The 21,150-nt window shown below is 46.3% G+C and carries 10 protein-coding genes and 1 tRNA gene; 6 read left to right on the top strand and 5 right to left on the bottom strand.

Features of this window, described 5'->3' with window-relative positions; genetic code table 11:
- The first annotated feature begins 254 nt into the window (after window positions 1–254).
- From rpsU to AB7038_RS05385, 5 genes are all read left to right on the top strand, one after another.
- Window positions 255–470: a 30S ribosomal protein S21 gene (gene rpsU / locus AB7038_RS05405; protein WP_004240446.1), complete on the top strand. Its 216-nt coding sequence runs from the start codon at window positions 255–257 to the stop codon at window positions 468–470.
- A gap of 111 nt (window positions 471–581) precedes the next feature.
- Entirely contained in the window at window positions 582–2,318 is a 1,737-nt protein-coding gene (dnaG, locus tag AB7038_RS05400; protein WP_349418659.1) for a DNA primase, read from the top strand.
- A 136-nt stretch (window positions 2,319–2,454) separates the two neighbouring features.
- The gene (rpoD, locus tag AB7038_RS05395) at window positions 2,455–4,353 is read left to right on the top strand and encodes an RNA polymerase sigma factor RpoD (RefSeq protein ID WP_223302412.1); all 1,899 of its coding nucleotides are present in this window, start codon (window positions 2,455–2,457) and stop codon (window positions 4,351–4,353) included.
- A gap of 204 nt (window positions 4,354–4,557) precedes the next feature.
- Window positions 4,558–4,634 (top strand) — tRNA-Ile (locus AB7038_RS05390).
- Window positions 4,635–5,017: 383 nt separating this feature from the next.
- The gene (locus AB7038_RS05385; protein WP_369452895.1) at window positions 5,018–5,428 is read left to right on the top strand and encodes a hypothetical protein; all 411 of its coding nucleotides are present in this window, start codon (window positions 5,018–5,020) and stop codon (window positions 5,426–5,428) included.
- A gap of 240 nt (window positions 5,429–5,668) precedes the next feature.
- Here AB7038_RS05385 and AB7038_RS05380 read toward each other — a convergent pair whose 3' ends face one another.
- The 5 genes from AB7038_RS05380 to AB7038_RS05360 all read right to left on the bottom strand — a co-directional run bounded on the left by AB7038_RS05380 (window position 5,669) and on the right by AB7038_RS05360 (window position 16,072).
- A complete protein-coding gene (locus AB7038_RS05380) occupies window positions 5,669–7,168 on the bottom strand; it encodes a hypothetical protein (protein ID WP_369452894.1) in 1,500 nt (499 codons plus the stop codon).
- Complete coding sequence (locus tag AB7038_RS05375; protein ID WP_369452893.1) at window positions 7,168–8,823, bottom strand: hypothetical protein; 1,656 nt, start codon at window positions 8,821–8,823, stop codon at window positions 7,168–7,170. Before AB7038_RS05375 ends, AB7038_RS05380 begins: the two co-directional genes overlap by 1 nt.
- Before the next feature lie 249 nt (window positions 8,824–9,072).
- A complete protein-coding gene (locus AB7038_RS05370; protein WP_369452892.1) occupies window positions 9,073–12,321 on the bottom strand; it encodes a type I restriction endonuclease subunit R in 3,249 nt (1,082 codons plus the stop codon).
- Window positions 12,318–13,712: a restriction endonuclease subunit S gene (locus AB7038_RS05365; protein ID WP_369452891.1), complete on the bottom strand. Its 1,395-nt coding sequence runs from the start codon at window positions 13,710–13,712 to the stop codon at window positions 12,318–12,320. Before AB7038_RS05365 ends, AB7038_RS05370 begins: the two co-directional genes overlap by 4 nt.
- Window positions 13,712–16,072, bottom strand: a complete 2,361-nt coding sequence (locus AB7038_RS05360) for a type I restriction-modification system subunit M (protein WP_369452890.1) — start codon at window positions 16,070–16,072, stop codon at window positions 13,712–13,714. The genes AB7038_RS05365 and AB7038_RS05360 overlap by 1 nt, the downstream gene beginning before the upstream one ends.
- A 391-nt stretch (window positions 16,073–16,463) precedes the next feature.
- Here AB7038_RS05360 and AB7038_RS05355 point away from each other — a divergent pair, with 391 nt between their 5' ends.
- Window positions 16,464–21,143 (top strand): tetratricopeptide repeat protein, encoded by a 4,680-nt coding sequence (locus AB7038_RS05355; RefSeq protein WP_369452889.1) that lies wholly within the window; start codon window positions 16,464–16,466, stop codon window positions 21,141–21,143.
- Window positions 21,144–21,150 lie beyond the last annotated feature (7 nt).

Below are 21,150 nucleotides of genomic sequence, written 5' to 3'. Positions count from 1 at the left end.
CTTTTCCCCTGCATAACGGATTTCTGTTGCTGACAAATCACCGCGTATCCGCTATAATCTGCACCCTCTGTAAAACCCCTGTCGGGTGTGCGGATCCGGTCCCGGCGGTAACACCGGACCAAATCCGGGGTATTTCTCTGTCTGATTATCCACAGCACTTTACAACGTGGGTCACATTGAAGTAAAATTCCGCACCATTTTAAAGACAACTGGCATAACGCCAGTACAGACCTATTTATTGAGGTGAGAGGCACATGCCGGTAATTAAAGTACGTGAAAACGAGCCATTTGACGTTGCACTGCGTCGTTTCAAACGTTCCTGCGAAAAAGCAGGCGTATTAGCTGAAGTACGTCGTCGTGAGTTTTATGAAAAACCAACGACTGTACGTAAACGCGCTAAAGCATCTGCTGTTAAGCGTCACGCTAAGAAACTGGCTCGCGAAAACGCACGTCGCACTCGTCTGTACTAATCGCTGCGGCCGCGCCGCAACTTAGTCAGACCGCAGTAGTTGCAGTTAATGGCCGTGTTTCCGGAAGGAAGCGCGGCTTATTATCGTTATCAGACAGGCGAAAAAGGGGTTATGGCCGGGCGCATTCCACGCACATTTATCAACGACTTATTAGCGAGAACCGATATCATCGATCTTATCGATGTCAGGGTGCCGCTGAAAAAACACGGTAAAAATCACCAGGCGTGTTGTCCTTTCCACAACGAAAAAACTCCCTCTTTTACAGTCAGCAGCGATAAACAGTTTTACCACTGCTTCGGCTGTGGTGCCCACGGCAATGCTATTGATTTTTTAATTAATTATGACCGGCTCGAGTTTGTCGAGGCGATCGAAGAATTAGCAGCAATGCACGGGCTGGATGTTCCTTATGAAACCGGAAGCGGCAGCAGCCAGATAGAAAAACATCAGCGCCAGAATTTGTATCAGCTGATGGAAAAACTGGACAGCTTTTACCGCCATGCATTACAGGCCGATAACGCCGGTCATGCCCGTGAGTACCTGAACCGCCGGGGTCTGAGTCAGGACATTATCAGCCGGTTTGCAATCGGCTATGCCCCCGCCGGATGGGACAACGTCCTCAAACGCTTTGCCCGCAGTGAGGATGATCGTCAGCAGTTGCTGGATGCAGGCATGTTAGTGGTCAATGATAACGGCCGCTGCTATGACCGCTTCCGGGAACGTGTGATGTTTCCTATCCGTGACCGGCGCGGCCGGGTAATTGCTTTCGGCGGACGTGTCCTCGATGATGCGATGCCGAAATACCTGAACTCACCGGAAACCGATATTTTTCATAAGGGCCGTCAGTTATTCGGGCTGTATGAAGCGCAGCAGAATAACCGCGAACTGTCCCGCATCCTTGTGGTGGAAGGCTATATGGATGTGGTTGCCCTGGCACAGTTCGGTATTGATTATGCGGTGGCCTCACTCGGGACATCGACAACGGCAGAGCACATACAGTTGCTCTATCGGACATCTGATACCATAATTTGTTGTTATGACGGAGACCGCGCCGGACGCGAAGCCGCCTGGCGGGCACTCGAAACTGCCCTTCCCCATCTGAATGACGGGCGGCAGCTTCGTTTTATGTTTTTACCGGACGGTGATGACCCGGATTCACTGGTACGCCGCGAAGGCCGTGAAGCCTTCGAGCAGCGGCAGAATGAGGCTCACAGTCTGTCTCAGTTTCTGTTCGATACCCTGCTGCGCCAGGTGGATATGAGCACCCCGGAGGGGCGCAGCAAGCTGAATGCCCTCGCCATGCCGCTGATAAGCCGCGTGCCGGGTGAAGCCCAACAGGCGTTTTTATTGCAGGATCTGGGCAATTTACTCGGATTACCGGATATCACGCAGCTCAAACAGGCGGTCCGCCAGAGTGAAAACAGTCCCGGTTATCAGGCTCCGAAACTGAAACCGACCACCATGCGGATCCTGATAGCCCTGCTGGTGCAGAATCCGCAGTTTGCACAATTAGTGCCGCCGCTGGAATCCATTGATACCAGCCGTATTGCCGGTTTTTCATTATTCAGGGAGCTGATTGATACCTGTTTATCACAGCCGGGTCTGACCACCGGTCAGTTACTGGAACACTACCGTGATAATAAATTAGCGCCACAGCTTGAAAAACTGGCCGGATGGAACGATATAGAGATAGATGAGATAGCAGAAAAAACCTTCAAAGATGCCTTAAATCATCTGGTGGTATCTGCTCTCAATGACAGATTTAACTTCCTGATCGCCAAAGAGCGGACAGAAGGTCTGACCCCTGAAGAGCGCAATGAAGTGAGTCTTCTCGTGCGGGTCCGGCAATAAGTATTATTATTAAACTATGATGAATATAACGGCTTAAGTGCCGCAGACAGCAGGAACAGCCCTGCATGCCATGTCACCAAGGTTCATGGCCGAAGAAAAGAAATCCTTGATTGTTATTGTTGCTGGCTAAGTTGTTTTGCCGACCAACACAAACCTAAATACTCAGAAGTGTGGATACCGTCTTATGGAGCAAAACCCGCAGTCACAGCTGAAACTTCTTGTCACCCGTGGTAAGGAGCAAGGCTATCTGACCTATGCTGAAGTCAATGACCATCTGCCTGAAGATATCGTCGATTCTGATCAGATCGAAGATATTATCCAGATGATCAATGACATGGGCATTCAGGTAATGGAAGAAGCACCTGATGCTGATGATCTGATGCTGGCAGAGAATTCAACAGACACCGATGATGATGCAGCCGAAGCTGCAGCACAAGTCCTCTCAAGTGTAGAATCGGAAATTGGCCGGACCACTGATCCTGTGCGCATGTATATGCGTGAAATGGGGACGGTAGAACTGTTGACCCGCGAAGGCGAAATTGACATTGCCAAGCGCATCGAAGATGGCATCAATCAGGTTCAGTGTTCCGTTGCTGAATATCCTGAGGCAATCACGTATTTACTCGATCAGTACGACCGCGTTGAAGCAGGCGAAGTCCGTCTTTCTGACCTGATTACCGGCTTTGTTGACCCGAACGCGGAAGAAGATCTGGCACCAACCGCAACCAACATCGGTTCTGAGCTGCCGGCCGAAGAATTAAACAAAGATGACGACGACGAAGACGAAGAAGAAGAGGATGACAGTGACAGCGATGACGATAACAGCATCGATCCTGAACTGGCTCGTCAGAAATTCGAAGCGCTGCGTGTGCAGCATGAAAAAGCGCGTCAGCAGATTAAAATTCACGGTCGCGACCACCCGAACACCAATGCGGAAATCCAGCAGCTCTCTGAAGTTTTCAAAGAGTTCCGTTTAGTTCCGAAGCAGTTTGACCATCTGGTCAACAACATGCGTGAAATGATGGATCGTGTCCGTCAGCAGGAACGCTACATCATGAAACTCTGCGTTGAGCAGAGCAAAATGCCGAAGAAAAACTTCATCACCCTGTTCACCGGCAATGAAACCAGTGATTCCTGGTTTACTGCTGCTGTCGCGATGAACAAACCGTGGTCTGAAAAGCTGCAGGATGTCGCGGAAGAAGTTGAACGCAGCCTGCAACGCCTGCGTCAGATTGAAGAAGAAACCGGTCTGACCATTGAACAGGTCAAAGATATTAACCGCCGCATGTCTATCGGTGAAGCGAAAGCCCGCCGTGCGAAAAAAGAGATGGTTGAGGCGAACTTACGTCTGGTTATCTCTATCGCGAAAAAATACACCAACCGTGGCCTGCAGTTCCTGGATCTGATTCAGGAAGGTAACATCGGTCTGATGAAAGCGGTTGATAAATTTGAATACCGTCGTGGTTATAAGTTCTCGACCTATGCCACCTGGTGGATCCGTCAGGCGATTACCCGCTCTATCGCGGACCAGGCACGTACTATCCGTATCCCGGTGCATATGATTGAGACTATCAACAAACTCAACCGTATCTCCCGTCAGATGCTTCAGGAGATGGGCCGTGAGCCGTCACCGGAAGAGCTGGCAGAGCGGATGCTGATGCCGGAAGATAAGATCCGTAAAGTGCTGAAAATCGCCAAAGAGCCAATCTCAATGGAAACGCCGATTGGTGATGATGAAGATTCGCACTTAGGGGATTTCATCGAGGATACCACCCTCGAGCTGCCGCTGGATTCAGCCACCTCAGAGAGCCTGCGTTCCGCGACTCACGAAGTGCTGGCCGGCCTGACCCCGCGTGAAGCGAAAGTTCTGCGTATGCGTTTCGGTATTGATATGAATACTGACCACACGCTGGAAGAAGTGGGTAAACAGTTTGATGTTACCCGCGAACGTATCCGTCAGATCGAAGCGAAGGCACTGCGCAAACTGCGCCACCCGAGCCGTTCTGAAGTGTTACGCAGCTTCCTGGACGAATAATCCGCTTCAGGATCAGAGCATTATCAGGCGCCGTTAAACGGCGCCTTTTTTTATGCTTATTCATTACCAGACAAGCAATAATTCACTTACACAATTGATGTTCAGAAATCATTTTTGACAGGCAATATTCCGCTCATAAAACAGTCAGATAGACAAGAAACGCTAGACCCCGCAGGCAACTGGCAGTATAATCTCACCCACTTCGGCCCCTTAGCTCAGTTGGTTAGAGCACGCGACTCATAATCGCTTGGTCACTGGTTCAAGTCCAGTAGGGGCCACCAAATTTTTACTGATTTATCAGTGTATTAAGCCACTCTTCACAGGGTGGCTTTTTTACATCTGGTGGTCAGTGCCCCCTTTTTGTCCCCTGAGTATTTTTTGAGTTTACTCTCTAGCACTTAAAAAAATCAAAATATTAGGTTTTTGTCATTATATTCACATAAAGCCAACCTCAAGTCTCAAGTCTCAAGTCTCAAGTCTCAAGTCTCAAGTCTCAAGTCTCAAGTCTCAAGTCTCAAGTCTCAAGTAAGCATGTAGTAAAAAATTTAAAAATAACACTCGCTGTTAGTCTTCTTACCTAAAATATTATTAATCTTATAAATTACTGTAGATTCAATAATATTTATATATACTAAATTTTTATCTATCTACGAGTGAAATTAAAATGAATTCAAAACGAATTTATACATTTAATGATAACCATAACAACGCCATAGAATATTCTATTCAAATTGATGATGTCGGGGAAGAAATTACTATTTATCTTGAGGAGGATAAAATAGGAACTATATCCCTTGATAAAACAGAACACCCCAATGATATGAATAATTATTACCTTATAAAACATCTTGATTTAAAAGAGATTTACAGTAGAAAAGGAATAGGAACTAATTGTTTAAGATTTCATAAAGAATTATTTGATTCTATATTATATGCAAGACCTGATGATGGACAGACATACGTTGATGGTAGCCATCTAACAGGGTATGGCTTACCTTTTATTGAAAAAATGAAAGAGCTTAAGATAGTTGCACTTGACCCTAGTGACCAAGAATACGAGGATGATGATAGATAAATTGATTTTTCATATAATATGATTTCAGTTTTCCAAATCACGCAACGCCGCGCCGTTCCTGGCTTTTTGTAATTCTGCGGCGTTTGTGGTGATCTTTTCCTTCCCACGTAAAATAGAATATTTCCTTTTATTTCAATGCGTTGATTTTTTATAGCGATCCTTTTTTAGATCTTCCGACTGAAAAAAACTGAAAAACCTTTCACAGATTTCAGTTGCGGGATACCCAAGAGCCAGAAAAAATTATATCAACAATTTTTTCAATTCCATATCCAGGTGTTCATTCACAGCATCAACATCAATATGACCCGCGTTGTACCACGCATAGACTTCTTTCAGAGCTAATGTGCCGAATCTTACCCAGCCAATAAGATTAGTTCTGAGCAGAAATTGAATCATATCTCCACCAGACCTTAGCGCAGCATCTCCCGCATCAATCAGACAAAGTGTACCATGAGCGACCAATAACATCCGGCGTAACTCAGGATTACCGGCAGAAGGAATACATTCCTTCCATAATTTCTTGTGATAAAAACGCTGTTTACATGCCCACATTAACCGGGTTAAAAGCTCGGTAATCAACACAGGGATCGCCATAGCAATTCCGTGTCTGAGATCGTAACCTTTCTCAAACACTTGTGTGGCTACCGTGGCAAAAGATTGTCTGTGTTGACCAAATTCTCCTACATCCAGTAACAACAGTAAGTTATAGAATGGAATCGGAATTCCTGCGCCACGTCCAGATGCACCTGAGGACCCCGCCATGTCAGAAAACAAGTGCCCCAGCCAATTGACGAAACCGGAGAATACTTTAGCTATAAAATTACCACCATTTAACTCATGAGTTTCTGTATCAATCGTAATGATCCGTCCATCAGAGATAAAAGTCGACGTATTAGTAAACTGATTCAGGATTGAGAAAAAAAGGCCAATAAGGTCGGGGGAGTGCCCAAGGCTTTTTAAATGGTGATTTTTAGGTGAAAGATTTTTGACTGCACCATTTGTCCCGTTTTTACCAAATGTTGTTGCCTGGTCATAATTCACTTTGAAGTTGCGTTCCAAATAACCAATCGCACTTTTGACCGAATTCCCCGCTTCTCCCGGCCCTTTCCAGCCTAACGCTGATGCAAACTTTTCGACCGCTGAATCAACAGCACTATCCGCGATTTTAGTCAGCTTTCCTTCTCCGGGCATACCTACGAAGAACACGTCAATCAACCCGCAGATAACACCGCATGTCCCGGCAATGAGATAGTCATACTTGTCACATTGAGCATTCTTGATAGTAAATTCATCTTTGATGCGCTTTTTGAGTTCTATCCGCTGAACGGGTGACATCAGCGTCGTAAAAGGGTCTACATTCAAATCAACATTGTTATTCAATGCATATTGTTCAACCGACCGCTGATACTGTGACCAGCTCATATCTTCATTAAAATCCAGGGTATTAAGAAGCGTAACAGGCGTTATCATTGTGTCTGCGCATGAAGATATGACAGAACACTCAAGCTGATGTAATTCAAGGGTAACATCGATATTTTCAGCCAAATCAGCGTCAATGTTTTGGCATGCCAGCATCATATCCAAATCGGCCAACGCCTGGTCAAGAGCATCGTTATTTGATTGCTGATTTACCTGTAAAACATTAAGTACCGCATCCAGTTCACTCAGTTTATTCTCTGACTGGTCCAGCTGGTGCTTTTGCACCAGCATGGCTGAGATCTGTTTATCCCGCTTACTCACTATGAAAAGATCCCTGACAATTTTCCTTTGATAACGTTAGCGGCATTAAAGTAGCCAATCGCTTCAAATATGTCCGCAAGTTTCTCCATTTCTAAAGTAGGAACATCCTGTTTTAACACGAGTACATTAACAGTGGCGTCTTTACCATCTTTTTCTCGCTCGACTGTTTTCTCTTCGTAGAAAGACATAATCACATTGAAAATATGCTGTTTGGTTGCTTCACGGGTCAGCGATTGTAGTTTTTCAAGATTAAGTTCCGCTGGGCACTTCAGTTTAAAACACTTACTCTGTACCGTGTCACTTTTTTGTGTAAGTACATTACCTGCAGAAGTTAGCAGCTTCACTTTTTGTAAGAGCTGTTTTACTTTTTCATCCTGCATACCAAAAGAAAGAACAGCTTCATTCAGTTTGATAGCAATATAATTAATATCACCCATTAAGTGCGACACTGTTGTCTGCGTCTGCTTAATAACTTCATTAAGCATCAGTTCTCTGCGTTTGGTTTTGTCAAGCTCATTTGCTCCTGTCAGGTGCTTAATACCTTTATAAACGCCAACGCCCAGCAGAACAGCAACACCAATACCTGTTGCCATACTGGAGAATCCCAGTACACCGCCCAAACCCAGCGTTGCAAGACCAGATGTTAAACCTGCAGCTGACATTCCCACAACCGAGCCTGAAAGGTAAACTGCAGCCAACGGCACTCCCACAGCTCCGGCTTTGGCTCCCAGCTCTTTCAGTCCCCTGGTCAGGGCATCGTCACTGAAATCATCATTAAGCATTTTAAAATCGAGCTTGAGCGCATCGATAATCAGCCCGACTTCTTCATCGCTAACATTGAAGAGGTGGTTGTTGTCTTTAAAGAAGGCAAAATTGTCATACTGCCCGCCGTTCACACTCATATAAACGCTGAACAGATCTTTAACAAGTGAAATTTTGACGGATTTATTGTGGCTGGGGGGGCAAATTTCGTCGATAGTTTGAATCAGTGATTCCAGACTCTCCAGCTTATCGGGCGTGGTGCTGTACTCTCTCAGTACAAAGCGTGATTCAGAACTGAACTCCAGGCGGGTCATAAGCAGAAGAATTTGTGCAAATTCATCTTTGTCTACCTGGCCGTCATCGGAATACGCCATATTTACAATAATTTTTAAGTAAGCTACTTTGAGCTTTTCCGGCATTTCAGATAATGTGACTAACTGTTCTTCTTCTTCGAAAGTATCGAATTGGCTGCTGATAGTGTTTAAAAACTCAGCCAGTTTATCAAGATTACATTCGCTGACATGTTCAATCTTAAAGGATGTCCCTGCTTTTCTGGTGATTCTGGTGTACTCAGTGACTTTTTCTTTGCCTTTATCATTGACCGTGATATCGCGGACGTATTCAGCCCCCTCCAAGTCACTGAAATACACGACAACAGGTGATTCAAATGCCTGTTTATAGACCATTTTTTCACCCGTGAATGCAAAACCATCTTTACCACTACCAAACACGGTAATGTCGATCAATGCGATTACTGAACCAATAGTATCTTCCAGGCTCATCGATTTAGCCGCATTATTGAGCTTTTTTTCAGGAATATTCGGTACAATATGAAGACCTGATGACGCAATCTGACTGATGTTTTCTTTAATAAATACGTTGATATTTTGCATTGTAAATACCTGAAGTTTAGATAGCCGGATTTCGGTACCGGCGCGATTACAAATAAAGGAGAGCGCCTGAATTTTTTGTATGGCAAAGATAAATTATATTACGTCCAACGAGTTGTACTTTTTGCAATATTTCACACTTTTATTCAAAATAAAGATCATTGAACAATGCGTGTTTGACAAATACATTCAATACCTGCCATATCTCCGAAAAATTCAGTATTTTCTATATAACTCCCTGATGAAAAAGTATTACGCACCCTTCAACATATCAAACACCACACGGGCAAAACCTTTCGCCAGTTCAGGATTAGACAGATACTGCATCATCATCTCCTGCTGGGCGTCGTTGCTGTCCATAACGGCATCATCAATGGCTTTCGGGAAATCCCCCAGCATGGCCTGTTCACGGGTGTTGTTCGCTATCTGCGTCATCACCGCCTGATTTTCTGACAGTTTGTCACGCACAGTGAAAACATAATTGATCATATCTTTATCAGAGAGATTGTCAGTGATAAACAGGTCATTAAGACGCGCCAGAATATTCGACAGAAACTCTTCTTTCTTGTCTTTTGGTTTCGCTGTGCCAATATCATTAACCGGCGTGAGTTTATAGTCTTCCGTATCTTCCTGCAGCTTCAGATGCTGTTCATGGAGCTTAGACAGACGGTAATGGCTCATTTCGACATTACTTAAATCAATCTCATCTTCTTCGATGCGCTGTTCATGCAACAATGGACGCAGATGACGGGCAAACAAGCTTAACTTTTCTAAGTCCTTATCATCGTAATCAACAATTTGTGACATAAATTCATAAAAGCGGACAAAACTGCCGAGATCTTTTTTGAAGATATCCAGCTTACTTTTTTCTTTCTCGCACTCTTTAAACTTATTTTCCGCATTGGTGATCAGCACGGCGTCACCGGTTTTCTTCGTGCGTTCAAATATCGCTTTCTCCTGAACATACGCGTCAATCGCGGAGACATAACGCAGCTTCCAGCGCTGGACAGCAGGTTTACAAATATTACTGATGGCGGCATTGGATTTATTTTTGGTGAAGAAGGCTTCACAGAATTGCTCTACTTCACTCCACTGAAAAATACCGGCAGCCCGGAGTTTTTCAAATAGCTCAAAAGCCTGCTGAGGATCACTGACATCGTTTAATTCTGCTGTCTGATAATACGGCCGGAAAGCACTCAGAATATCGTCAGGTTCATTATAGAAATCGAGCACAAACGTTCCTGACTGCGCTTTCCCCGGATAGATGCGGTTCAGGCGTGACAGCGTCTGTACACATTCCACGCCGCCCAGCGCTTTATCGACATACATGGCACACAGTTTAGGCTGATCAAAACCGGTCTGGAATTTATTGGCCACCAGCATGACCTGATAGTCATCGGTATCAAACGCTTTACGCATGTCCCGGCCTTTCAGCCCGGGATTCATATTGCTTTCAGTGAATTTCTGGTTAAGCAGCTCAGGGCTGTTATGGTCATCCTCATTGAATTCAACTTCACCGGAGAACGCCACCATTGCATTGATTTTCTGGTATTTATTATCAGAAATATATTTATCGAATGCCAACTTGTAGCGTACCGCCGCTTTACGCGAACTGGTCACAACCATTGCTTTCGCCTGACCGCCCAGCAGGTGCATCACATGCTTGCGGAAGTGCTCAACAATCACCTTCACTTTCTGCGACACGTTATGATCGTGCAGCGTGACCCACTGATTCAGCTTTATTTTTGCCTTTTTACTGTCTACTTCACAATCAGGGTCACCCAGCGTTTGCAGCAGCTTATAAGCGACTTTGTAGTTGGTATAATTCTTCAGAACATCAAGAATAAAACCCTCTTCGATGGCCTGACGCATGGAGTAAACGTGGAACGCTTCCGGTTTGTTGGTTTTTGACGCCGGTTCAGACGGATCAGGACGACGACCGAACAGCTCCAGTGTTTTGGCTTTTGGTGTGGCGGTAAAGGCATAATAATTCAGGTTATTGCTGCCTTTACGTGCGGCGACGGTAGCATCCAGAATATCTTCTGACGACATCACCACATCATCATCCGTTTCTTCGGTCATCAGCACTTCCTTCAGTTGGCGTGCCGTAGAGCCGCTTTGTGAGGAGTGCGCTTCATCGGCAATCACCGCGTATTTACGCTGTTTCAGGCTGACACTGTTTTCAATCGCCTTTAATACAAACGGGAAGGTCTGGATCGTGACGATAATGATCGGCTGCGAATTTTCCAGTGCAGCAGCCAGTTTCTCCGATTTGGAGCCATCGCCCTCTTTGTTATTAATACGCCCGACCACACCATCCTGATGCTCAAACTGATAGATAGTATCCTGCAACTGATCATCAAGCACAGTACGGTCTGTCACCACGATCACGGAATGAAACTGTTTTTCGCCTTTCTTATCATACAGACGGGAGAGCTGATGGGCAGTCCAGGCGATAGAGTTGGATTTACCCGACCCCGCACTGTGCTGAACCAGATATTTATTGCCGGTGCCTTCTGCCACCGCAGCAGTGATCAGCTTATTCACCACGTCCCATTGATGATAACGCGGGAAAATCAGGCTCTCTTTTTTGCCTTTCAGGCCGTTCCACTCTTCTTTCTCTTCAATTTGCAGATGCACAAAGCTGGCGAGAATTTTCAGCAGATTCTCCGGCCGCAGCACCTCATTCCACAGGTAACTGGTGGCGTAATCATTTTCATCTTCCGGGATATCATTGCCTGCTCCGCCATCCCGGGTACCTTTGTTAAACGGCAGGAAGAAGGTTTTATCGCCATCAAGTCTGGTCGTCATAAACACGTCGTACTGGCTGACAGCAAAATGCACCAGCGCCCCGCGTTTGAAAGTCAGCAGCGGCTCAGGTTTATTGGTACCGGGGTCTTTGGGCAAACGTGTTTTCTTATATTGCGTCATCGCGTTTTGCACCGTCTGTTTAAATTCAGACTTCAGCTCCAGCGTGGCAACCGGCAGGCCATTGATAAACAGGACCAGGTCGATACGCCATTTCTTCGCCTTTACACCGGTTTCTTCATATGCGGTTTTTGATGCATGCGGGCTGTACACCAGCTCAGGGACAATACGGCAGATATTTTGTTTGTATTGCGCCAGAATGTCCGGATTGAGGTTATGTTCCGGTTTAAAGCGGCACAGGGAAAACCGCGCGTTATGGCTTTTGATCCCGTGGCGTAATACGCCAAGTGTGCCGTAAGTCCGCGACAGCATATCCGTGGCATTGATATCCGCTTTTTTCAGTTGCGCCACCAGTGTATCGAGGAAGTGACGTTCGGTATCAGTGGGATAAATTTTGGCAAATTTTTCCCACTCTTTCGGCTGAGTGGTTTGCACAAAGGTCAGCGCATCCTGTGAGTACAGCGCACGTTCGCGGTCGTAGCCGTCTGATTTACCTTTAACCCAGCCTTTATCGATCATCTGAGCAATTATTTCGTCCTGGAAAATCAGCTCTTTGGTGCTGTCCATACTCATGCGGCAGTCTCCTCGGTTTTCTGTATATCAGGGGCAACCCAATCGCGGACATCGATTTTACCGGTGACGGCGGCGGAGACCAGGGCGGTGCGGCGTTCTTGCAATAACGCAATTTGAGTAATGCTCAGTTCTTCAGTCGATTTTAATTTTTTTAGTTGATATTTTATAAATTTTATAATTTTATTTCTTTCTTCAGTAGGCGGAATAAGTAATGGCGTTTCTTTAATGTTTGTTGATGAAATCGAGGCTAGATTCGTACTTTGTTTTGCAACCCGATAGAAATGAAACTTTGCGTAAGCAGCCCGAGTAAGCATATCAAGCCATTCTGATTCGATATTTTTCGGCCTAATAGCAAAAACATGGTTTTGATGAATACAATTCTCGATTTGTGCTGCCCAGACCGTACCACGGCCTAATTGATCATTATCTCCCCCCTCATTCATCAATACATCACCATCACAAAGCAAATATCTTTCTAATTGATTTGGTTCAATATCTATATTATGTATTTCTTCAAGGTCAAGATAACCATCCTGCACGTTAGCTACACGAAGCATAGGCACCGAAATACTATTTTTACCTGTTAGATCTTTTCCTTTCGGAATTCCTGACTGCAGGCTTGCCGTATGTTTTAATCTACGTACAGTCCAATGCGCCGGCACTTCCCCCAACCACTCAACACCCGAATCTTTCATCGGTACATCAGGGTTTAATCCTTTGGTTACGGCATGGCTAATCACTGCCTGACGTTTTTCTTTCAGTAGTTCAATCAGTTGCTGTTGTTTTTCAATCAGAGTATCGATTTTTGTGGTTTCGTGATCGAGGAAAGCAGCTATCCGCTCTTGCTCATTTTCAGTAGGAAGCCAAACAGAAAGACTTCGTAAAATCGCTTGGGTGATACTAAAAACTTTTACACCTTTTACTGCATGTCTTACTTGAGTTCTTAGTTCTTTGCAATCCAAAAGATAGGCATAAAAACGGCTATTTTCTCTTTTAAAAGGACGCGCGATAATAGTGTGATAGCCTGCAAATGTTATAGTATCACTTACTAGTTGAGTGAAATTTCCTGAGCCTTCAATATCCTCAGATGTGTCTGCAAAAACAACATCCCCCTTTATTAAAAGGGCACTGGAATTATCTTTAAGATATTTGTCACTTACGCATTTTAATGAATGTTTTTGAGGATCAACTTCAAAGCCATATTTTGAATGAACCTCCCCATAATTTACACATGGGATGCCATCATCCTGAAGATGCTCTTTCGTGATAGTAAGCCCTTTAGCAAAAGAGCATTGGTACCGAAGTTTACTAATTTTCCAGTGCGCTGGAATCTCCCCCAACCACTCAACCCCGGAATCCTTATATTCGGGATACGCCTTATATTTCGCCATCAGGAATGTACCTCCTGTAACAGCTTCATGATTTCGGCGCTGACCGCATCCAGGTCGGCATCAATCTCGGATAGCGGACGCGGTGGCTGATAGACGTAGAAATGGCGGTTAAACGGAATCTCATAACCCACAATCCCCACTTCGCCATCTTTCGCATCGCGCTTATCGGCATTAATCCAGGCATCGGCGACATGGGGCTGAACTTCCGCTTTAAAATAAGTTTCAATCAGGTCGCTGGTGGAAAGTTTCGGATTCAGCGGCACGTTTTCGTTATCGCGCAGGTCGCCATCTTGTTCAAACTCGACCACTTTACCCTTGTACTCAAACGCCCCGTACAGCGGCTGAGCGTCTTCTTTCAGCGTCTTCTTCACCACCGGCTCGGCGTCCGGATTCTTCGTGGTGATGGCATCAATAAATTGTTTATTTTCTTTCGCATCCAGCTTCACATCCGCCTTTTTAACGGCACCCTTCAGCGTCAACTGAAACTGGTTAAAGTCATTGCTCACCAGCGTTTTACCACCCGCCTGCGTACCAAGTGCTATCTGAATCTGCTGCGCTTTTTCCATTAACCCGCGCTGTGCCAGCCACAATTTGCTGTCGAGCAGGTCTTTAATCTGCTTCTCTTTCAGTTCGGCAAATTCGGCTTTAATGATGGCGCGTGCTTCGGCTTCCGTTTCTGAGAAATCACCATAGTTATCTTCACTCCACTGAGCTGCAAACTCCTCATACAGGCGCTCCATTGGCGCATTAAATGGCTTCGGTGCAAAGCGCAGACCGGCAATTGCCTCATCCGTAACCTGAGCGGATAAACGCAGCGGGCGCTCAATGGTCAGGCGGCGATAGCCAAAATCGGTGCTGTTAAAGATTTTACTGGCGAAGGTTTTCGGCGTTTCGGTTTTGACCGTAGCAGACTGACGACCACGGCTGGATTTTTGTTCTGCCGCTTTTTCCAGACCCAGTGCTTCCAGAGTGGTGGAATCCACCACCTCAAAGTCACCGAAAGTCTGCGTGATCAGCTTGATATCATCTTCGCCCATCAAATTACGTTTGGAACCCAGTGACTTGCGCATCTTACCGTACAGATGAGTGCCATCAATCAACTGCACTTTGCCTTTACGCTCCGGAGATTTGTTGTTCGATAAGATCCAGACATACGTTGCAATGCCGGTGTTATAAAACATATCAGTCGGCAACGCGACAATGCCTTCCAGCAGATCAGCCTCCAGAATGTAGCGGCGGATTTCACTCTCACCACTGCCCGCACTGCCGGTAAACAGAGGGGAGCCATTAAGGATAATCCCGATACGCCCGCCATTGGTTAAATTACCGTCCGCACTGTAGCTGTCACGCATTTTACTGATCAGGTGCATCAAAAACAGCAGTGAGCCGTCAGAAACACGCGGCAGACCGGGACCAAACCGCCCATTAAAGCCTTTCTCCGCATGTTCCTTGTTAATCTCGCCCTCCACCTTTTTCCAGTCCACACCAAACGGCGGGTTAGAGAGCATGTAATCGAACTGATCCTGCGGCAATTGGTCATTAGAGAGCGTGTTACCCAGTTTGATGCGGCTGACATCCTGACCTTTGATCAGCATATCGGCTTTACAGATAGCGTAGGATTCCGGGTTCAGCTCCTGACCAAAGGCACGCATAACTGCTTTCGGATTTTGTTTATGAACGTATTCCATTCCCGCAGAGAGGAAACCGCCTGTACCGGCGGTCGGGTCGTAAATCGTGCGGATAATACCGTCTTTCGACAACGCATCATCATCATTCAGGAATACCAGTGATGTCGTTAAATTAACAATATCACGCGGGGTAAAATGCTCCCCTGCCGTCTCGTTGGAGCTCTCTGCAAAACGGCGGATAAGTTCTTCAAATACCAGCCCCATATCATGATTGGAAATTTTCTCCGGGCTGAGATCGGTGGTGGCAAATTTCTTAACAACTTTAAACAGCAGATTGGCATCATCCAGCAGACCGACAAACTCGCTGAATTTAAAATGTTCGAAGATTTCACGCGCATCCGCTGAAAATGACTGAACATAATTTTCCAGGTTGGCTTTAATATCATTCTGCCCCATTTTACCAAGATCCATCGGCGACGCATTGAAGAACGTCAGACCACTGGCACGTAACAGAAATTTCTCTTTGGCTTCTTCCGGCAACGGACTTGTTTTTAACTCTTCCGCTTTTGCCACAACGGTTTCTTTGGTGTCGGCCAACACACATTCCAGGCGGCGCAGTAAAGTGAACGGGAGTATCACGCGCCCGTACTGAGATTGTTTAAAATCACCACGCAGCAGGTCAGCCACCGACCATATAAATGCAGCCGTTTGGGAAAAATTAGAGTCAGTCATAAGAGATCCTGAAAATATTGCAGCCGGGAAACCGGATTGCTCCCGGAAAATGTTCATATTCTCAGAATGATACCGCCGGAAAGTGCGAATGCAAACGATTCAGGACACAGAAATGAATATCCGTGATATCTCTTTACTAACTGACTGACAACGCAGCGCTGTTAAATGCCGGCCGATTATACCTGCGGACGAATTCACCAGACCCGGATAACAACTCCTCCATACCAAAAAAACAGATTCCCCCGCATATCCACCTAAAATAACATAATGTTTTTATTTATTTTTTTGCCTGTCTGATCACATTGAATTACGTTTTTATTCCGTTACACTAAGTCAAATTTTTATTTTCTGTCTTCCTGTTTATTTTAGATTAATCCGTATAAGGACTGATATGACAAAGCAACGTAAACTGGGGCTTGCTCTGCTTATTGCTGTTGCACTGTCCGGCGGGGCCTGGCTGACGTATTCTGTGACATCCGGCAGCACCCCTGCAGATAAGGGCTATGAGCTGTATTTATCGGGGGATACTGACGGGGCATTCCGCTATTTTTCTTCAGAAGCGGAAAAAGATCCTCAGGCGGCCTATGCGCTGTCCGTGATGTATCTCAACGGCAATGGTGTTCCGGCAAATGCGTTGCTGGGTTATCAGTGGCTGGAACGTGCCGCAAAATCCGGTAATAAAAATGCTCTGTATAACCTCGGTTATTACCGCTATCACGGTATGGCGCCTTATACCGGACAGGACCCGCATGGTATTACGTCACTGAAAGCGGCGGCACAGGCCGGTGTGCGTGAAGCTCAGGAATTACTGGGCAGTATTTATCTGCTCGATAAATATGAAACTACGCCGTCAGATGTTGAGCAGGCACGCAAATATATGACGGCTGCCGCAGACCAGGGATCGTTTTTTGCAAAATTTGCCCTGGGTTATATCGCTTACGAATATGATGAGGATTATAAAAAAGCCGTTGAGATCCTCACACCGCTGCTCAGCGAACAATTTCTCTTCCCCGCCATGTTACTTTCCCGGATATATGAGACCGGCGGTTACGGAATAGAGGCCGATCCCGGACAGGCAAAAAAATACCGCTATATGGCATTTTCACAAATAAGCTCACTCAGTGAAGAAGATATTATGCCAAAAGCGTTATCACTCTACGGTGCAGAAACCACGGATGAAACAGCAGCCCGGCTGAAAAAACTGGAAAAAATGGCAGAAAACGGCAATCTTCATGCCCGTTATGCTCTCTATGATGTCTATATGCAGGGTACGGGAGTTATCAAAAATAAAGAAAAAGCCCTCTCCTATTTGCTGCCGCTGATTGATAAAAACGATCCGAAAGCCCTTTACACCTGGTATCTTGATACCAAAACAGAGCCGGATTATCTGAAAGCGTCTGCTGAAGCCGGATATCCTGATGCGCTTTATCTGCTTTATCAAATCCACCGCAATATCCGTTATGACGATGCATTCGATTATGACCGGGATCTCTCGGATGAATACCTGAAACGGGCAGCGGATACCGGTCACCGGGATGCATTAATCGACATAATCCGTAATATTACAAACAGTTACCAATTTCCGGATAATAAAACTAATGCCATCGTATCCGGTTATCTGGCGGTATTACTGGAAAAATATCCGGATGACCCGGAAGTTCTGATGCTGGCCTCAGAACGTTACGGTGATCGGGCGGGGAATATTTATGATCCGGCCCGGGCTTTTGAACTGAATAAGAAAGCGGCGGAATTATCTCCGCTGGCAGATTACCGGGACGAGCTGGCTTATAAATACGCCAGAGGTATCGGTGTTGAGCAGGATGTAAAAAAAGCCGTCGGGATCTATAAATCTCTGCTGAAAAATACCGCTTATCAGGATCAGGTTTACCGCCGGTTAACCGCTCTCTATTTTTCTTTTGATACCGGCGGTGAGATTGATGAAAAAGAGATTATCGCGTTCCTGAAAAAAGATATTGAAGAGAATGAAAACTATCGCCAGGCGCATTTTTACGCCGGTTATCTGCTGCGGAACGATCCGGTAAAAAACCGTGAACAGGCAATGGAACTGTATAAACAGGCCCGCGAATATACCCTGAGTTCTGATGTTCATCAGGCCAAAACACTTATTTCCCTTAACAGCGGCGATAATCAGCAGGCGCTGAATCTGATGATGGACATGCTGAAGAACAGCGATCCCCGCGATAATCTTCCGCCGGAAGAGTGGAATGATGTGATGCAGGTTCTGCTCACGGCCGGAAAAGAAAACGTCCTTGCCAGACAGTATTGGGTACAGTTTGCATTGCATGATAATAATGCTGAGGCGCAAAAACAGATCGAGCCGCTGATTGGTCACGACCCGGATGTTACCTATTACTACGCGCTGCTGAAACTGGAAGAAACAGAGCAAAAGCCGGACTTCACTGATGATATGCTGCGCCCGGATATTGAGCTGATGCAGAAAGCAGCGGAAGCGGGTAATCAGAATGCCGCTGAATACATCGTGAACCGCTTACAGAGCGCAGCGGGTTCCGGAACGCAAAGCAACCGGAATCAGGCCTTTTTGCGGATCACCGGACTGACGGAGCGCGATATAGTGCCGCGCCTGAAGCAATGTGCTGACACCGGAAGCCAGGCCTGTATGTATGAATTAGGCGAAATCTATTACGAAGGTAAATATGGCGAGAAAGCCGATATGGATACCGCCATTGCCTGGTATGAAAAAATTCCGGATCGTGATTACCGTTTTACCGAATCACGTCTGAAAAAAGCGGAAAACAGCAAAAAAACGCTTATTGATCTGAACGCCCGTGTACAAAGAGGGGATACTGACGCCGCCTATGAGTTGGCTTACGCATGGAAGAACGGCGATTACGGCCTGATACAGACCCCGGAAAAATGGCGCTATTACCTGAAAATGGCAGCCGAAGGCGGTAACGAAAATGCTGTCACCACACTGATTGATGACTACAAAAACGCAGACACGCTCAGTCCGGAAGATAAAAAATTGCTTCTGTCGCTGTATGACAAACTTCCCGGAACCGGTAATAACAGCTATCTGCGCAACCTGGGTATGCAGTATCTGGAAGGCAGCAATCTTGTCAGCGCCGATCGCCTGAAAGCCCGCGAGTATTTTACTAAAGCCGGTGATTACGGTAAGAGCGAACTGGCGGCAATGAATGAATTTGAATTAAACGTAAAACTGGCAGATGAAAGCCCGAATGCGGCCTATGAAACCGGTTATGCTTATCTGCTTGGCCGTGGTGTCCGTAAAGATCCGCAAAAAGCCCTGTTATACCTGCAAAAAGCGTCAGATACCGGCCATGATCGCGCCACTATCCTGCTGGCAGATACGTATGCAAAGGGAGCGTTTGATAAAAATACACAACAGCAGATTATCGAACCGGACTGGGACAAAGCCATTATCCTGATGCGTGCCTACAAAGGGCGGCGTGATGTATCAGACAGCCTGGCGTTCTACGAAGAAACGATAAAACCGGCACAAGCCGGGGACGGTAAAGCCATGCTGGCCGCCGGTATGCGCGATAAGAATTACGGTAATTATGATACTGCCCGCTACTGGTTTGCAAAAAGCACGGAGAGTGGCTATCTGCCCGCATTCTGTGTTCTGGCTGACGCAACGGAAAACCCCGGCAGTAAAATGGCCGTATTACGCCGCGGGGCTGAAAAAGGTGACAGTTGTTCAGATATACAACTGGCTGCCATGCAGCTCAGAGAGAGCAGCCTGACACCGGATTCACCAGAGTGGTCCGGCATTATCACCCGGCTGGAAAACGGGCTGGAAAGCAGTGATACGGTGGTTTCCGGAATCGCATTCAGCACACTGGCGGATCTGTATAACGGCACGCTCCGCAATAATGACGGTAAATACCTGCATAACGCGGATAACAAAAAATATCTCGCATTAATGGAGCCGGCAGCAGAAAAACGGACTGATGCACAATTAGCATTGTTCTCTTATTACCGGCAGAACAACAATATGGATAAGGCACTGTCTTATCTGCAAAAAGCACATGACAGCGGTGATCTTTCCGCCACACAGGCACTGTACAAATACTTTATATCGTCAGAATACTGCCGCCGCGACGACGCGGACCCCGCTAAAGCGGAACAGTATCTGACAGAGTGGCTGAAAAAATCGGACTATCCGGAAAATACCGATAATCAGATGGTTATGCCGCCGGAAAACATGACCAAAACCATGGGCGATGCATGGCTTGAAGGCTTCTGCAACAAAGCACCGGACCCGGATAAAGCCATCGCGTGGTATACCCGTTCGCTGGAATATAACAATACCCACGCCCTGGAAGGCATGTATAACGCTTATGTCAGTAAAAAAGATGCCGCAGAAGCGTATTACTACGGTTCACTTGCCGGTGTCAGTTCCCGCGAGGGAGACAAACTGACTGACACGCTGACGGATGCAGAACGTGATACGGTGCTGCAACGGATTAAGAAAAAACAGGAATATGAGCAATACGGTCGTTATGAGCAGGAAATTGATGCACAACGGCAAAAAGCGGAAAATGGTGATGCCATGGCGGCATTCTCGCTGGGGGTAAACTATGCCCGTGGTGAACGCGTTCCGGAAGATACGGAAAAAATGCTCTATTTCTATGAACTCGCCGGTAAAAACGGCTACGCCAGAGCGTATAACGTACTGGGGAATCTCCACCGCAAACCGAATGAGCGCGGCATCCCGGTGGACGGCAAAAAAGCGCTCGCGTATTTTGATGCGGGAGCCAGACTGGGTGACAGTAATACCGCTCACCTTGCCGGTGATATGCTCTACTTCGGCCAGGCCGGGCTGGAAAAAGATTACCCGCAGGCCGCCCGCTATTATGAAATGACCTCCCTCGAACAGGGCAGTCACCATGAACTGGCGAAATACAAAGTCGCGTGGATTTATTATCACAAACTGGCCGGCACCGGCAGTGATGATGATCTGCGCAAAGTGCGGGATAACCTGATCCTCTCAGAAAAATACGGCAATAAAGATGCCGCAAAAGCGTTAAAAGAGTGGGATTTTTCACGTATCAGCGATAAAAAATAAATAAGCG

This window comes from Morganella morganii, from assembly GCF_041099235.1.
GTDB lineage: Bacteria > Pseudomonadota > Gammaproteobacteria > Enterobacterales > Enterobacteriaceae > Morganella > Morganella morganii_E.
Note: the sequence above shows the minus strand (reverse complement) of the source record. Positions and strands in the feature narration are given on the sequence as shown.

What these genes read in the sequence shown, in the direction of transcription:
- rpsU (WP_004240446.1), top strand. Translation starts at nt 255, where the DNA reads ATGCCGGTAATTAAAGTACGTGAAAACGAGCCATTTGACGTTGCACTG.
- dnaG (WP_349418659.1), top strand. Translation starts at nt 582, where the DNA reads ATGGCCGGGCGCATTCCACGCACATTTATCAACGACTTATTAGCGAGA.
- AB7038_RS05385 (WP_369452895.1), top strand. Translation starts at nt 5,018, where the DNA reads ATGAATTCAAAACGAATTTATACATTTAATGATAACCATAACAACGCC.
- AB7038_RS05375 (WP_369452893.1), bottom strand. Translation starts at nt 8,823, where the DNA reads ATGCAAAATATCAACGTATTTATTAAAGAAAACATCAGTCAGATTGCG.
- AB7038_RS05370 (WP_369452892.1), bottom strand. Translation starts at nt 12,321, where the DNA reads ATGAGTATGGACAGCACCAAAGAGCTGATTTTCCAGGACGAAATAATT.
- AB7038_RS05365 (WP_369452891.1), bottom strand. Translation starts at nt 13,712, where the DNA reads ATGGCGAAATATAAGGCGTATCCCGAATATAAGGATTCCGGGGTTGAG.
- AB7038_RS05360 (WP_369452890.1), bottom strand. Translation starts at nt 16,072, where the DNA reads ATGACTGACTCTAATTTTTCCCAAACGGCTGCATTTATATGGTCGGTG.
- AB7038_RS05355 (WP_369452889.1), top strand. Translation starts at nt 16,464, where the DNA reads ATGACAAAGCAACGTAAACTGGGGCTTGCTCTGCTTATTGCTGTTGCA.